General features: G+C 44.0%; 13 protein-coding genes. 12 read left to right on the forward strand and 1 reads right to left on the reverse strand.

Annotated features, from left to right (window positions below; genetic code table 11):
- Positions 1-21 precede the first annotated feature (21 nt).
- The 6 genes from secA to recG all read left to right on the forward strand — a co-directional run bounded on the left by secA (position 22) and on the right by recG (position 8,313).
- Entirely contained in the window at positions 22-2,541 is a 2,520-nt protein-coding gene (secA, locus tag K1I80_RS05030; protein WP_223313181.1) for a preprotein translocase subunit SecA, read from the forward strand.
- 20 nt (positions 2,542-2,561) lie between these two features.
- Positions 2,562-3,593, forward strand: a complete 1,032-nt coding sequence (locus K1I80_RS05035; protein ID WP_223313182.1) for a 3-deoxy-7-phosphoheptulonate synthase — start codon at positions 2,562-2,564, stop codon at positions 3,591-3,593.
- Position 3,594: 1 nt separating this feature from the next.
- On the forward strand, positions 3,595-4,626 hold the full coding sequence (locus tag K1I80_RS05040; RefSeq protein WP_223313183.1) for a 3-deoxy-7-phosphoheptulonate synthase: 1,032 nt from the start codon (positions 3,595-3,597) through the stop codon (positions 4,624-4,626).
- A 107-nt stretch (positions 4,627-4,733) separates the two neighbouring features.
- Positions 4,734-5,096: a holo-ACP synthase gene (gene acpS, locus K1I80_RS05045; RefSeq protein ID WP_002913852.1), complete on the forward strand. Its 363-nt coding sequence runs from the start codon at positions 4,734-4,736 to the stop codon at positions 5,094-5,096.
- A complete protein-coding gene (alr, locus tag K1I80_RS05050; RefSeq protein ID WP_317627749.1) occupies positions 5,086-6,192 on the forward strand; it encodes an alanine racemase in 1,107 nt (368 codons plus the stop codon). Before acpS ends, alr begins: the two co-directional genes overlap by 11 nt.
- A 105-nt stretch (positions 6,193-6,297) precedes the next feature.
- Entirely contained in the window at positions 6,298-8,313 is a 2,016-nt protein-coding gene (gene recG, locus K1I80_RS05055; protein WP_223313185.1) for an ATP-dependent DNA helicase RecG, read from the forward strand.
- A 716-nt stretch (positions 8,314-9,029) separates the two neighbouring features.
- On the opposite strand, the gene K1I80_RS05060 is transcribed toward recG, so the two are convergent.
- Positions 9,030-9,992, reverse strand: coding sequence for an asparaginase (locus tag K1I80_RS05060; protein ID WP_223312210.1), 963 nt, complete (start codon positions 9,990-9,992; stop codon positions 9,030-9,032).
- Between the two features lie 180 nt (positions 9,993-10,172).
- Here K1I80_RS05060 and K1I80_RS05065 point away from each other — a divergent pair, with 180 nt between their 5' ends.
- From K1I80_RS05065 to K1I80_RS05090, 6 genes are all read left to right on the forward strand, one after another.
- Complete coding sequence (locus K1I80_RS05065; RefSeq protein WP_317628160.1) at positions 10,173-11,570, forward strand: Cof-type HAD-IIB family hydrolase; 1,398 nt, start codon at positions 10,173-10,175, stop codon at positions 11,568-11,570.
- An 88-nt stretch (positions 11,571-11,658) separates the two neighbouring features.
- A complete protein-coding gene (locus K1I80_RS05070) occupies positions 11,659-12,009 on the forward strand; it encodes a TIGR04197 family type VII secretion effector (protein ID WP_125438320.1) in 351 nt (116 codons plus the stop codon).
- 3 nt (positions 12,010-12,012) lie between these two features.
- Positions 12,013-12,360, forward strand: a complete 348-nt coding sequence (locus K1I80_RS05075; RefSeq protein WP_125438317.1) for a DUF3958 family protein — start codon at positions 12,013-12,015, stop codon at positions 12,358-12,360.
- A gap of 2 nt (positions 12,361-12,362) precedes the next feature.
- Complete coding sequence (locus K1I80_RS05080) at positions 12,363-14,171, forward strand: hypothetical protein (RefSeq protein WP_223313187.1); 1,809 nt, start codon at positions 12,363-12,365, stop codon at positions 14,169-14,171.
- A gap of 14 nt (positions 14,172-14,185) precedes the next feature.
- The gene (locus K1I80_RS05085) at positions 14,186-14,608 is read left to right on the forward strand and encodes a DUF4304 domain-containing protein (RefSeq protein WP_002902535.1); all 423 of its coding nucleotides are present in this window, start codon (positions 14,186-14,188) and stop codon (positions 14,606-14,608) included.
- Between the two features lie 6 nt (positions 14,609-14,614).
- Positions 14,615-15,055 carry a DUF4304 domain-containing protein gene (locus K1I80_RS05090; RefSeq protein WP_049544235.1) on the forward strand — a complete coding sequence of 147 codons (441 nt, stop codon included), beginning with the start codon at positions 14,615-14,617 and terminating at the stop codon, positions 15,053-15,055.
- Positions 15,056-15,088 lie beyond the last annotated feature (33 nt).

Below are 15,088 nucleotides of genomic sequence, written 5' to 3' on the forward strand. Positions count from 1 at the left end.
TATTATATAGTAAGGAAAAAAATGGCGAATATTTTAAAGACTATCATTGAAAATGATAAAGGTGAATTAAGAAAATTAGAAAAAATGGCTGACAAGGTCTTGGCTTATGAAGACGAAATGGCGGCCTTGTCTGATGAAGAACTTCAGGCAAAAACAGAAGAATTCAAGAAACGCTATACTGATGGTGAAACTTTAGATCAGCTCTTATTTGAAGCTTTTGCGGTTGTCCGTGAAGGAGCTAAGCGTGTGTTGGGTCTTTTCCCTTATAAGGTACAGGTTATGGGGGGGATCGTTCTCCATCATGGTGACGTTCCAGAGATGCGTACCGGTGAAGGAAAAACCTTGACAGCGACAATGCCAGTTTACCTAAATGCCCTTGCAGGAAAAGGTGTGCACGTTGTCACAGTCAATGAATACCTGACTGAGCGTGACGCGACCGAAATGGGTGAACTCTACTCTTGGCTGGGCCTTTCTGTCGGTATCAATCTGGCAGCTAAGTCTCCATCTGAGAAGAAAGAAGCATACGCTTGTGATATTACCTATTCAACCAATGCTGAGATCGGCTTTGACTACCTGCGTGATAACATGGTAGTCCGCGCTGAAAATATGGTACAGCGCCCGCTCAACTATGCCTTGGTCGATGAGGTGGACTCAATCCTGATTGACGAAGCCCGGACACCATTGATTGTTTCTGGACCGGTTTCTTCAGATACCAACCAGCTTTATCATATGGCTGACCACTATGTCAAATCTCTGGATAAGGACGACTACATCATCGATGTTCAGTCTAAGACGATTGGTCTGTCTGACTCAGGGATTGACAAGGCAGAAAGTTACTTCAAACTGGACAATCTCTACGATATTGAAAATGTTGCCCTGACTCACTTTATCGACAATGCTCTGCGAGCTAATTACATCATGCTCCTTGACATTGACTATGTGGTCAGTGAAGATCAGGAAATTCTAATTGTCGATCAGTTTACCGGTCGGACAATGGAAGGCCGCCGTTACTCTGACGGTCTTCACCAAGCGATTGAAGCCAAAGAAGGTGTGCCGATTCAGGAAGAAACAAAGACTTCTGCTTCCATTACTTATCAGAACCTCTTCCGTATGTATAAGAAGCTGTCCGGCATGACGGGTACAGCTAAGACGGAGGAAGAAGAGTTCCGCGAAACATACAACATTCGTGTTATTCCGATTCCAACCAACCGTCCGGTAGCACGTATTGACCATTCTGACCTGCTCTACCCAAGTATTGATTCTAAGTTTAAGGCAGTTGTTCAGGATGTTAAAGAGCGTCATGAAAAAGGCCAGCCAGTTCTGGTCGGTACCGTTGCGGTTGAAACCAGTGATTATATTTCTAAGAAATTGGTAGAAGCTGGGGTTCCTCACGAAGTCCTCAATGCGAAAAACCACTATAAAGAAGCACAAATTATCATGAACGCCGGCCAACGTGGGGCGGTTACCATTGCGACCAATATGGCCGGACGGGGAACCGATATCAAGTTGGGTGAAGGTGTTCGCGAATTGGGCGGTCTCTGCGTTATCGGTACAGAGCGCCATGAAAGCCGCCGGATCGACAATCAGCTGCGCGGACGTTCAGGCCGTCAGGGTGATCCAGGTGAGTCACAATTCTACCTGTCACTGGAAGATGAGCTGATGCGCCGCTTTGGATCAGAGCGCATTAAAGCCCTCTTGGATCGAATGAACCTTAGTGACGAAGATTCTGTTATCAAGTCTGGCATGCTGACCCGTCAGGTAGAGGCAGCTCAGAAGCGTGTCGAAGGAAATAACTACGATACACGGAAACAAGTCTTGCAGTATGATGACGTGATGCGTGAGCAGCGGGAAATTATCTATGCTGAGCGCCACGATGTCATTACTGCTGACCGTGACCTCAGTCCTGAAATCCATGCTATGATTAAACGGACTATCAACCGTATCGTGGATGGCAGCAGTCACTCTAATCAGGATGATAAGATTGAAGCGATTTTAAACTTTGCTAAGTATAACTTGGTTTCAGAAGATTCTATTTCTGACAGAGATTTGGAAGGCAAGTCTGACCAAGAAATCAAAGATTATCTGTTTGAACGTGCATTGGAAGTCTATGACAGTCAGATTGCGAAGCTGCGAGACGAAGAAGCTGTACGTGAATTCCAGAAGGTCTTGATTCTGCGCGTGGTGGACAGCAAGTGGACTGACCATATCGACGCCCTTGACCAGCTGCGCAATGCTGTTGGACTGCGTGGTTATGCACAAAATAACCCAGTTGTCGAATATCAAGCAGAAAGCTTCCGTATGTTCAACGATATGATTGGCTCCATTGAATTCGATGTGACTCGTCTGATGATGAAAGCGCAGATTCATGAGCAAGAGCGCCCTCGGACAGAGCGGGCTATCAATACCACAGCTACCCGCAATATCTCTGCCAAGGCGCCAAATATGCCTGATAATGCAGACCTGTCTAACGTAAAGAGAAACGACCCTTGTCCATGTGGCTCTGGCAAGAAGTTCAAGAACTGTCACGGCCGTAAAAAGTAAGCATAAAAGAAGGAGAATAGATGACCTTTAAAGAAACCAGTCAACCCATTGATGTGGCAGAAGTTCGCCAACTTGCTAAGCTAGAAGGCGACATGCTAGCTCGCAAGGAAAAACGTGACCGAGAGTTAGAAGCAATTCTGCGTGGTCAAGATGACCGCATTCTCTTGGTTATCGGTCCCTGCTCTTCAGATAATGAAGAAGCGGTGCTGGAGTATGCCAAGCGTCTATCTGCTCTCCAAGAAGAAGTAAAAGATCGCATTTTCATGGTCATGCGTGTTTACACTGCCAAGCCTCGGACGAATGGAGATGGCTACAAAGGGCTTATTCATCAGCCTAATGCGACGGCCGCTCCAAGTCTGATTAACGGCATCAAGGCAGTCCGCAATCTGCACTATCGGGTTATTTCCGAGACAGGCATGACCACGGCTGATGAGATGCTCTATCCAGAAAATCTGCCTCTGGTAGATGATTTGATTTCTTACATGGCAGTCGGAGCTCGCTCGGTCGAAGACCAGCAGCACCGCTTTGTAGCTAGTGGAGCAGATCTGCCGACTGGCTTGAAAAATCCGACTTCTGGTAATCTCAATGTCATGTTTAACGGTATCTATGCAGCTCAGAACAAGCAGAGTTTCCTATTTTCCGGTAAGGAAGTAGAAACATCTGGCAATCCTTTGGCGCATGCTATCTTGCGCGGTGCCCTGAACGAATACGGCAAGAATATTCCTAACTACTATTATGATAACCTGCTGGATACCATTGCCCAGTATAAAAAAATGGGCTTAGAAAATCCCTTTATCATCATTGACACCAATCATGATAACTCTGGTAAGCAGTATCTGGAACAGGTTCGTATCGTTCGCCAGACTCTGATTAACCGAGACTGGAATGAAAAGATTAAGGCTACAGTACGTGGCTTTATGATCGAGTCTTATCTGGAAGACGGTCGTCAGGACGAGCCAGAAGTCTTTGGTAAGTCCATTACTGATCCTTGTCTGGGCTGGGCTAATACAGAACAGCTGGTTCGTGAAATTTATGATACATTAGGAAAATAGTATGGCATTTATTGAAAAAGGTCAGAAGATTGACATTGAGCAGATTAAGTCCAGAACCAGGCTGACTGGTCAGGCCTTGGCTCATAAAAACAAGCGAGACCAAGAACTAGCTGAGATTCTCAGTGGAGAAGACGAGCGTATTATCTTGGTGATTGGTCCTTGTTCATCGGACAATGAAGAGGCTGTGCTGGAGTATGCCCGTCGTTTGTCAGAGCTGCAGAAGAAGGTCGCAGATAAGATTTTTATCGTTATGCGGGTCTATACTGCTAAGCCGCGGACCAATGGGGATGGCTATAAGGGGTTGGTTCACCAGCCAGATACGTCTAAAGCACCAAGTCTTATCAATGGTTTGCAGGCTGTTCGTCAGTTGCACTACCGCGTCATTACAGAGACTGGTCTGACGACGGCTGATGAGATGCTCTATCCGTCCAATCTTGTGCTGGTAGACGACTTGGTCAGCTATCATGCTGTGGGTGCACGCTCAGTTGAAGACCAGGAGCACCGTTTTGTGGCGTCAGGTATTGATGCCCCGGTAGGCATGAAAAATCCAACTTCTGGCAATCTGGGTGTTATGTTTAACGCTGTCTATGCGGCACAAAATAAGCAGACTTTCCTTTTTCATGGCCAGGAAGTAGAAACCTCTGGGAATCCTTTGGCTCATGTTATTCTGCGTGGGGCGACCAATGAATACGGTAAGAACATTCCAAATTTCTACTATGAGAATATGCTGGATGCCATTTCCTACTACGAAAAAATGGGCTTGGAGAATCCTTTCATCGTCATCGATACCAATCACGATAACTCTGGCAAGCAGTATCTGGAACAGATTAGGATTGTGCGTCAGACCTTGCTGAATCGGGATTGGAACGAAAAGATTAAGAGAGCGGTTCGTGGTTTTATGATTGAGTCTTATCTGGAAGATGGCCGGCAAAATGAACCGGAAGTCTTTGGTAAATCCATCACCGATCCTTGTCTGGGCTGGGACAATACTGTTCAGCTCATTGAAGAAATTTACAACACTTTAGATAAATAAGGAAAATTGAAAGGGACAGTCTTGACCTGTAAAGAGGACTAACTGTCGGGTGAAGACGAACTCAGCTGGCGGCCCAGCTGAGTTTTGTCGCCTTTCTAGAGAATGATATGATAAAAGGACACGGAATTGACATAGAAGAGTTGGCTGCCATTGAGCGAGCCTATCTGAAAAATGCCCGTTTTGCAAAGAAGGTGCTGACTGAGGCGGAGCTTTCTCGTTTTGAGGAGTTATCAGGCAAACGGAAAATAGAATTTCTAGCTGGTCGTTGGGCTGCCAAGGAGGCTTTTTCTAAAGCTTGGGGAACCGGTATTGGTAAGCTCAGGTTTCAGGATTTGGAGATTTTAAACGACCGTCAGGGAGCGCCTTATTTCAGCCGGTCACCTTTTACTGGCAAGGTTTGGATTTCGCTCAGCCATGCTGCTGGGCTAGTTACAGCCAGCGTTATTTTGGAGGAAGATGATGAAAGCTAGTCTGCATAGACCCAGCAAGGCAGTGATTGATTTAGCTGCCATTGCTTTTAATATTAGACAACTGAGTGCCCATCTGCCTCAGACGACTGAGAAGTGGGCTGTCGTCAAGGCCGATGCTTATGGCCACGGAGCTATTGAGGTTTCTAGGCACATTGAGCCCCTTGTAGATAGATTTTGTGTGTCAAATATCGATGAAGCTTTGGAGCTGCGCTCAGCGGGTATTGGCAAAAAAATTCTGGTGCTAGGAGTATCAGATCTGGCTGCGCTTCCGCTGGCTAGAAAGGGAAAGGTGTCTCTGACCGTAGCCAGTCTGGAGTGGTTGGATCTATCCTTAGATGCGGAAAAAGACTTAACAGGATTGAATTTTCATATCAAGATTGACTCTGGTATGGGGCGGATTGGTTTTCGAGATAGTCAGGAAGCTCAGGAGGCAATCCATCGCTTGCAGGCTGCTGGGGCTGTCGCAGAGGGAATTTTTACCCACTTTGCAACGGCAGATGAAGTGGATCACTATAAGTTTGAAGCCCAGCTGGCTCGTTTCCATCAGATCTTATCTGAGCTGGACAATGTGCCTCCTCTCGTTCATGCTAGTAATTCCGCCACCTCTCTCTGGCACAGCAAGACCGTTCTAAATGCAGTTCGGCTGGGTGATATCATCTATGGTCTCAACCCCAGCGGAAGAGTATTGGAACTTCCTTATGAATTCAAGCCAGCTTTGTCGCTGGTCTCAGAATTGGTGCATGTCAAAGAAGTTGAGGCTGGAGCAGATGTTGGCTATGGAGCTACCTACACTAGCCAGTCTCAAGAGTGGATTGGTACCATTCCTTTGGGTTATGCGGATGGCTGGACACGGGATATGCAGGGCTTTGATGTCTTGATTGATGGTCAGCGCTGCCCTATTGTCGGCCGAGTTTCCATGGACCAGATTACAGTGCGCCTGCCTCAGGCTTATCCCCTTGGCACTCCGGTTGTGTTGATTGGGAATAGCGGAGCGGAGACCATTACGGCGACAGATGTGGCAGAAAAACGTGGCACCATTAACTATGAGGTGGTTTGCTTGATTAGCGACCGTGTACTGAGGGTCTATAAAGACTAAGAAGATTAATGAAGGGAACCGCTTGAAGTATTTGATAATGTTCTATCTTTTCCCCCCTGTCTGTGATTTTATATCCGCAGCAGTATCAGAACTGAAAGAGGAATTATGAATTTACACCAACCTTTGACGGTTCTGCCTGGTGTGGGACCGAAATCAGCAGAAAAATTTACCAAGCTGGGTCTAGAGACTTTGCAGGATTTGCTGCTTTATTTTCCTTTTCGTTATGAGGATTTTAAGAGTAAGAATGTCCTAGACTTGGAGGATGGAGAAAAGGCAGTTGTTTCTGGTCAGGTTGTGACCCCGGCCAATGTCCAGTATTACGGCTACAAACGCAATCGCCTGCGCTTTACCATCAAGCAGGGAGATGTCGCTCTGGCAGTTAACTTCTTTAACCAGCCTTATCTGGCAGACAAGATTGAAGTGGGAGCTAATATAGCCGTCTTTGGAAAGTGGGATAAAGCCAAGGCCAGTCTGACTGGAATGAAACTACTGGCTCAGATAGAGGACGACTTGCAGCCTGTCTATCGGCTGGCTCAGGGAATTAGTCAGGCCAGTTTGGTCAAACTGATTAAGACTGCCTTTGACCAAGGATTGGATTTGCTCTTAGAGGAAAATCTGCCCCAGTCCCTGCTGGAACGCTACCAGCTAGTGAGCAGAGTTGAGGCTGTGCGGGCCATGCATTTTCCAAAGGACTTGGCGGACTACAAGCAGGCTTTGAGGCGGGTTAAATTTGAAGAACTTTTTTATTTCCAAATGCAGCTGCAGGTCTTAAAGAGAGAAACCAAGGCTGTCAGCAATGGATTGAAGATTGATTGGCAATCGGATGCTGTGGCCGAGAAAAAGCAGAGCTTACCTTTTGAGCTGACTTCGGCTCAAGAGCGCAGTCTGACAGAGATTTTGCAGGATTTGCGATCGCCTGGACACATGAATCGCCTGCTGCAGGGGGATGTGGGAAGTGGAAAGACTGTTGTCGCTGGTCTGGCTATGTATGCTGTTTATACAGCTGGCTTTCAGTCAGCTCTGATGGTTCCAACAGAAATTTTGGCTGAGCAGCATTTTGACAGCCTAGCTCAGCTATTTCCAGAATTGAAGCTGGCCCTGCTAACTGGTGGGATGAAAGCAGCTGAGCGCCGGGAAACCTTGGCAGCGATTGAAAAGGGTCAGGTGGACATGATTGTCGGAACCCATGCCCTGATTCAGGAAGGAGTCCGTTACCATGCGTTGGGCTTGGTCATTATTGACGAGCAGCATCGCTTTGGTGTGGAGCAGCGCCGGATTTTACGGGAAAAGGGAGACAATCCTGATGTCCTCATGATGACGGCGACGCCAATTCCCAGAACCCTTGCAATTACAGCATTTGGTGATATGGATGTGTCTATCATTGACCAGATGCCTGCGGGACGCAAGCCTATCATCACCCGCTGGGTCAAGCATGAGCAGCTGGAAGTCGTCCTCGACTGGCTGAAAAAAGAGCTCCACAAGGGCGCTCAGGTCTACTTTATCTCTCCCTTGATTGAGGAATCTGAGGCGCTGGATCTTAAGAATGCCATTGCCCTAGAAGAAGAACTGACAGCCTATTTTGGTCAGCAGGCCCAAGTGGCTCTGCTTCATGGCAAGATGAAGAGCGAGGAAAAAGAGGAGATTATGCAGGACTTCAAGGAAGGACGGCCTGATATTCTAGTCTCTACCACAGTCATTGAGGTCGGAGTCAATGTCCCAAATGCTACGGTGATGGTCATCATGGATGCGGACCGCTTTGGACTCAGCCAGCTTCATCAGCTGAGAGGCCGCGTCGGCCGAGGGAATAAGCAGTCTTATGCCGTCCTTGTTGCCAATCCTAAGACGGAGTCGGGCAAGCGCCGCATGAAAATCATGACTGAGACGACCGACGGTTTCCTGCTGGCTGAGGAGGATCTGAAAATGCGAGGCTCTGGAGAAATCTTTGGCACTCGGCAGTCTGGTATTCCTGAGTTTCAAGTGGCAGACATCGTGGAAGATTATCCGATTTTAGAAGAAGCCAGAAAGGTTGCTAGCCAGATTACGGCTGATCCGAACTGGCGGACAGATCCTAGTTGGCACTTGATTGCTCTTCATTTGGACAAGCGAGATTACCTAGATTAAGAGTTCTTTGGATTAAGTTTCCTGCAAGTTATTTATAAGTAGGTTTTAAGTTTTAGGGACTATACTATTGTCAAATCAAAGAAAGAGGTAGGTCCAATGACAATGTAAACATTACTTAAAATCCTGTAACCAAAGCTTGAAGACTAGAAGACTTGCGAGGTATGAGTTACTCAAAGAAGCAGAATAATTTAGAATTTTTTCATCAACAATCTCCTAACAAATCACAAGCTTCACCCGATCGGTGAAGTTTTTTGTATGTGGCAGAAAAGACTTGTTCATTTCAAATAGTAGATAGGGATGCTGCCGGATTTCTTTGACTATAAGCTTTCCCTAAGAAATCTATAAGAGATTCTTAAGTTTAGGGCTGTATCCTTATATCCAAGTAAGAACAAAAAGATTAGGGACCAAACTTGAGGTCAAACGTCCCAAGAGTTTCGTTTTTGCTCTTAAAGAATTAATGATAAGCGAGGTAAAAGCTATGAAAGTTACAATCAAAGTCCACTATCCGAAGACATTTAAGCAAGCTCAGAAAATGGAGGTGACCTATGGTAAGTGATTATATTTTTGAAATTCTAGAGTCTCTGTTTGAGGTTATCTTCTAAGACCAGCGATTCAATGAAGTTTTCCCAGTGTTAGAATATGAAAGAGTCAAAAAAAGTGCTAAGCAAACTTAGCACTTTTTGGTATTTAAAGAAAATAAATAGGGATTTTTTTCCTCAGCCTTCCATATAATCCCGGAGTTCTTGGCCTTTGAGTCCAGCATTCAGGGCGATGAGCAGTTTGATTCTGGCTTTTTGGGCATTGAGCTCTTTGACAAAGAAGATACCAGCTTGGTGCAGCTGAACGCCTCCTCCTTCATAAGCATAGACTGGCTCAGCGATCCCGTTAAAGCAGCGAGAGACCAGAGCGATTGGCAGTCCCTCTGCTATCATATCAGCCAGCTTGTCAGCTACTTCCTTAGGAAGATTGCCAGCACCGAATGCCTCTATGATGAGACCGTCTATCTTGTCTAAATCCAGCATGTCCAGAAGCTCTGTCTTCATACCTGCATAAGCTGGAATGATGGGCACCAGACCAGAGATGCTGTTTAAGTCAAAGCGGACTCGAGGCTCCGCTGTCTTAAAATAGAGAATTTCCTGCTTCATAATCAAGCCAAGTGGTCCGTGAGTCGGTGTCTGGAAGGTGCTGACATTGGTCGTGTGGGTCTTGGTTACATATTTGGCTGCATGTGCCTCGTCATTCATAACGACAAGTACGCCTTTATCACCAGCTTTTTCATCGCTAGCCACCCGCAGGGCTGTCAGGTAGTTATAGACTCCGTCGCTCCCCAGCTCATTGGAACTGCGCATAGCTCCGGTCAGAACGACCGGGATCTTCGGCAACTGCATAGTATCCAGAAAGTAAGCCGTCTCTTCTAAAGTGTCCGTCCCATGAGTAATGACTACTCCGTCAAATTGGTTAGCACTGGCTTTGATTTTCTGGTAAAGTTTGAGCATGTGTTGGGGTGTGATATGAGGACTGGGAATATTAAAAAAGTCAATGACTTCCGTCTCTATCCCCTCAAGCGGAAGGGTCACATGGTTCATAGGGTTATCAGCATTGGTGACGACAGCCCCAGAGCCGTCAGCCTGCATGGAAATGGTTCCTCCTGTGTGCAGGACCAAGATTTTCTTTGTCATAAATCCTTTTTCTCCTTGTAGTCATAATGCAGATTCGAAAACTTACATTCTGTTTTCATAGAGTTTTCAATCCTGTTGCATAGATATTACTCCAGCTTTTCTTTTCTGCAATTCATGTGATTGTATGTCATTTTTGTGTTATAATTTATTGTATCATAAAAGGAAAGAATGAGAAAATCAATGGAAGTAAAGGCCGTCTTTTTTGATATTGATGGGACACTGGTCAATGACAGTCGAACGGTTTTGAAATCTACAGAAAAGGCTATTCAGAGTTTAAAGGAGCAAGGAATATTAGTCGGTTTGGCAACAGGCCGTGGTCCTTTCTTTGTCAAACCTTTTATGGAGCAATTGGACTTAGACTTTGCTGTGACCTATAATGGCCAGTACATTTTTTCAAGAGACAGGGTAATTTCTGCCAGTCCCATTGATAAGCAGAGTTTGCGGGATTTAATCGCCTATGCTAAGAAGCATCGGAAAGAAATTTCCTTGGGAACGGCTGAGGCTATGCTGGGCTCCAAGATTATGTCCTTCGGTATGAGCCCTTTCTCCCAGTGGACTAGCCGCTTCATCCCTAAGCGAATGGCGCGAACAGTCAGTCATGGATTTAATAAGGTCATCAGCAAGGCGCTGCCCCAGCATGAAAAGGATCTCCTGCAGTTGATACAGGAGCCGATTTACCAAGCATTGATTTTGGCCAGTCCAGAAGAAAGCCGCAAGATTGAAGCAGACTTCCCTGATTTGAAATTTACCCGCAGCAGCCCCTATGCGGTTGATATTATCAATAAAGATACATCTAAGCTAGAGGGGATTCGCCGAGTCGGCAAGGAATATGGTTTTGACATTCATCAGGTCATGGCCTTCGGTGACTCTGACAATGACTTGGAAATGCTATCGGGAGTTGGCCTGTCCATTGCTATGGGAAATGGAACCAGCTCGGTCAAGGAAGTGGCCAAGCATACGACTAGCAGCAATAGTCAAGATGGGATTCACAAGGCTCTGGAGCATTTTGGCATACTAGCGAGGGAAAAGGTCTTTACCAGCAGCGACCATCACTTTAATAAGGTTAAAGAGTTCCATAGTGTCATGGATGAAAGTACTCAGGAAGAGCCGATTGCCTGGTCGCCTCAGGACGCTCGCTATCGTGCAGGCTTTAAGCTAGAAGAGTTGGTTGAGTTTCTGCGAGCAGCTAGTAACTCAGAGGAAGACTTTAACAGTTCTGTAGCCTATCTCCATCAAGCGCTTGACAAGGCTGCTGACAAGGTTCGCTCTAAGAGTCAGGCTGAGGTTTCTCTAGTCGGTCAGGTAGATGCCTTGATTGATACTCTATACTTCACTTATGGCAGCTTTGTCCTGATGGGAGTAGATCCAGAGCAGCTGTTCGATATTGTCCATCGGGCTAATATGGGCAAAATTTTCCCAGATGGAAAAGCTCACTTTGACCCCGTTACCCATAAAATTCTCAAACCAGATGATTGGGAAGAAAAATACGCTCCCGAAGGAGCTATCAAAGAAGAACTGGAACGACAGATTCAGGCCTACCAGCGTACCTTAGAGCAGAAAGAAGAAAACAAAGAATAAATACTTTAAGAGCAGACTGTTTCTTGGAAATTTTTTGCTCTTTTTTTATTTTATGGTACAATAAGAAAAAATGTAGAGGAGAGGACGGATGGATCAATACCAAGTTAAGAGCGACCTATCAACAGCAGCCCGACATGCGACGGCAATCGGAGATGCAAATTTCCTGCAGATGATGGCTATTACTCGAGATTCGCAGACAACTGTTGCTGGAAATTCTAATGCAAATGCAGGGATTTCAAATGTTGAGAACCTACAAGGGCAGCTCGGGGCACACATTACAAGTATTATTCAGAATGTTCATAGTGTAGCAGCAGAGTTTGAGGATAAGGATGCTATGATTCGTCAAAGTCTGACTACTAACTATTTACCGCCTAAAAAGGAACCGACAGTCACTAAAAAAGATTTAGGTCTGAGTACCTTGACTGCTTTGGAGGAATAATCAATGCAGGAAGATAAGCGATGGACTGCCTTGTTGGCCAAGGAGCGGAGGCTTGCTGATCATGAATGGGAACTCTATCAAAAGTTGGGACAGGCAAAAGCTCAAGAAGAAGATGTATTATGTCAGTTGGATTCTATGGGGACGTGGTTTCATGATCTGTCTTATGATTTCGAAGGAAGCCGATATTACAGTAAGATAGCAGATTGTCAGCTAGATTTTTCTCATCGAAGCAGACAGCTAAAGCTTGATATAGAGGATCAGATACAAAAACTGCGGAAAGATCATCAAAACGCAGAAAATCAACTAGAGGAAGTCTACAAAGAGAAGTGTACTTTAGCTAGCGAGGAGTAAAGATGAGTATTGATATGTATCTAGAAGCTGCGCGAACGCAGGCTGAAAGCCTTGGTCGAGCGGTTGAACAATGTTTGGGGCAGAATCTTAAACTAATAAGCGTTTTATCAGCTTTTCATAATGAGGATGAACTAAAAGGTAAAGCGTATGATTCTGCCAAAAATCATGTTGTCGGAACGGTCATCCCGATTGTTCAGGGAGTCATTCTCTATCAGGAAGCGATAGCCGTAGCTTGTCAAAATTTTGTTAGTAACTACACGGCAGAAGTAGACGGCAAGAGCTGGCGCCAATCAGAACTGGAAGAGAAAATTCGTTTTGCAGAACAGCAACTGGCAGAGTTGGAACGCAAATCGCAACTCTATGCAAATAATAAAGGTATGTCTATTGTGGATTTCAGTGCTTCCATCGCTGTTGCAGAAAGTGCTAGGCAAGTCTTTCAAGAAATTTTGGATAATTTGCTTGCTTTTAATGAGAGTTCGCCAACTATCTTCGTGGAAGCAGAGACTTATTTAGTAGCCGCATCTACTGGCCTGTCTCAGGCAGCACAGAGCTGGGATGCATCTACTCAGACTTATCTTCCTCCTCGCCGAGATGCTGATCTCAGCTGGAAAGGTACCATCAATACCGGATGGACTAAGCGGCAGGAGAGAATAGAGGAGACGAAGAGTCAACAGTCTTTCGTGAAATATATTGACGAATTGTCATTTTCCGAGATGGAAGAGCGGTACGGTAAACTTATCAGTGAGTACGAAAGCTATCTCAATACTGGTTATAATTTTCCTCAAAGAGCCGATTTGACTGCAGAACAAATTAATTATATTTATTCTCGATATCAGTATTTGAGAGCAGGGGGAGGTGCGATATATATTGAAAGTGAAAGTTCAAAAAAAATGAAGGCAAATCTTCTAGCATCTGATAAAGAAGAAGTAGATGGTATGTCGTTAGTTGAGCTAGCGGATAAGTATCCAGAATTTTTACGTGGAAGAATAAGTATCGAATTTGACTATATCTTCATGTCAGATGAGGAAAAAGCAAAGAAAGATTATAGTTATGTTCGCTTCAACCAATTAATGAACGCTGAACCGATTGATTGGCGTGATCCAGATTACGCTGCAAAGCGGAATAAATATATTCTTGAAACAGGAAAAAATCCAAGTACTAATGAACCGGCTACAGAAGCTGAAATCATCACAGCAAAAAACTACGGATGGGTCAAAGCTATTCCAGATACGGTTGCTTGGACAGATATGATGGTTGGATCTTATGTGGGGCATCAAGTCTACAATGGGAAGCCTGTTTATGGAATTGATACAAATTTTGCAGGTGAGTTAAGGAATCCAATCGTAAGTAGTCAGACAGTTTTTGGTCCTCAACTTCCATCAAAGAATTGGACTCCAGAATTGCCAGAAATTACCCCTGTTTATGGTCCCAATATAGTTTCTGAGGACTGGAAACCTAAATTGCCGATATTGACTGAAGGAAACACTAACATCCCGAAACCAACTTTCAAACCAAGTATGGAAATTCCTGTTAATGAAAGAGGTTATACTAAATCAAGTTTAAAACTTGGTAGAGAAGTTCATAAAGAGTATAAAGCTTCAGAAATAAATGGAAGTACTCGGAGAAAAGAATTTGTACTACCAAGTGGGAGGAGAGTTGACTTTATTGATTTTGAAAACCAGACTGTTTATGAATTGAAGCCAAATAATCCTAAACAGATTAAATTAGGCGTGAAGCAACTTCAAGGATATATTGAGGAAATAAATGCTGAGTTCGGAGGAAATTGGAAGGGTGTCTTAGATACTTACTAATAAAGAGGTAAATTATGAACAAAACAGAATTTAAAAAGATTGTTGGCGAAACTTTGAAATCACAAGGTTTTGCTTATGAAAATAAATATTATACATTTGAAAATACTGATTTAAAGGTATTTATTGGCTTTCAAAAATCTAACTTTGAGAACTCTTTCTATATCAATTACGGCTTTTTAATCAAAGGCATTTATGATGGGAAATTACCTCTATATAAACAAGGTTTGGAAGACTTTGGTGGTAGATTTGTTTATCAGAACCTAGATAGCTATAATCTAGAGAAGATAACCTCAGAAAGTTTAGTGGCTTCTATTAATAGTAATATCAAAATGTTGATTCAGCCTGCCTTTGATGATGGACTAGCAAACTATTTTGAGTTGTACCCTCACTTCAAGTTTCTTTGTAAAAAACGTGTGAAAGAATATCTGGGCTTCTAATTTTTAATGAATAATACAGAATTCAAAAAAATTGTTGGCGAAACTTTGAAATCACAAAATTTTGCTTATGAAAATAAATATTATACATTTGAAAATACTGATTTAAAGGTATTTGTTGGCTTTCAAAAATCTAACTTTGAGAACTCTTTTTATATCAATTACGGCTTTTTTATAAAAAAGCTTCATGAAAAATTAGAGAAGTTGAGTTATGGCTTTGGAGATTTTGGAGGTCGTTTTGTTTACAATGATAACGACAAAATGCTTGGAGATTATAAACTATCTGATCTGACGAAGGAAAGTCTTTCAGAGAGTATTTTAGAGAATACAGAGAAGTTTATTAAACCAGCCTTTGAGAAAGGGATTGATGACTATTTGGAAATGTATCCTCACTTAAAACGAAGACTTCCTTTGACAGTAAAGGAATATTTAGATTCCGCCTACAAATGAACAAAGCAGAATTCAAAAAAATTGTTAGTGAAA

Origin of the sequence: Streptococcus sanguinis, assembly GCF_019929225.1 — a bacterium.
In the GTDB taxonomy this organism is placed as follows: domain Bacteria; phylum Bacillota; class Bacilli; order Lactobacillales; family Streptococcaceae; genus Streptococcus; species Streptococcus sanguinis_J.

Excerpts from the sequence above, each read along its gene's own strand:
- secA (WP_223313181.1), top strand. The coding sequence starts at position 22 with ATGGCGAATATTTTAAAGACTATCATTGAAAATGATAAAGGTGAATTA.
- K1I80_RS05035 (WP_223313182.1), top strand. The coding sequence starts at position 2,562 with ATGACCTTTAAAGAAACCAGTCAACCCATTGATGTGGCAGAAGTTCGC.
- K1I80_RS05040 (WP_223313183.1), top strand. The coding sequence starts at position 3,595 with ATGGCATTTATTGAAAAAGGTCAGAAGATTGACATTGAGCAGATTAAG.
- acpS (WP_002913852.1), top strand. The coding sequence starts at position 4,734 with ATGATAAAAGGACACGGAATTGACATAGAAGAGTTGGCTGCCATTGAG.
- alr (WP_317627749.1), top strand. The coding sequence starts at position 5,086 with ATGAAAGCTAGTCTGCATAGACCCAGCAAGGCAGTGATTGATTTAGCT.
- recG (WP_223313185.1), top strand. The coding sequence starts at position 6,298 with ATGAATTTACACCAACCTTTGACGGTTCTGCCTGGTGTGGGACCGAAA.
- K1I80_RS05060 (WP_223312210.1), bottom strand. The coding sequence starts at position 9,992 with ATGACAAAGAAAATCTTGGTCCTGCACACAGGAGGAACCATTTCCATG.
- K1I80_RS05065 (WP_317628160.1), top strand. The coding sequence starts at position 10,173 with ATGGAAGTAAAGGCCGTCTTTTTTGATATTGATGGGACACTGGTCAAT.
- K1I80_RS05070 (WP_125438320.1), top strand. The coding sequence starts at position 11,659 with ATGGATCAATACCAAGTTAAGAGCGACCTATCAACAGCAGCCCGACAT.
- K1I80_RS05075 (WP_125438317.1), top strand. The coding sequence starts at position 12,013 with ATGCAGGAAGATAAGCGATGGACTGCCTTGTTGGCCAAGGAGCGGAGG.
- K1I80_RS05080 (WP_223313187.1), top strand. The coding sequence starts at position 12,363 with ATGAGTATTGATATGTATCTAGAAGCTGCGCGAACGCAGGCTGAAAGC.
- K1I80_RS05085 (WP_002902535.1), top strand. The coding sequence starts at position 14,186 with ATGAACAAAACAGAATTTAAAAAGATTGTTGGCGAAACTTTGAAATCA.
- K1I80_RS05090 (WP_049544235.1), top strand. The coding sequence starts at position 14,615 with ATGAATAATACAGAATTCAAAAAAATTGTTGGCGAAACTTTGAAATCA.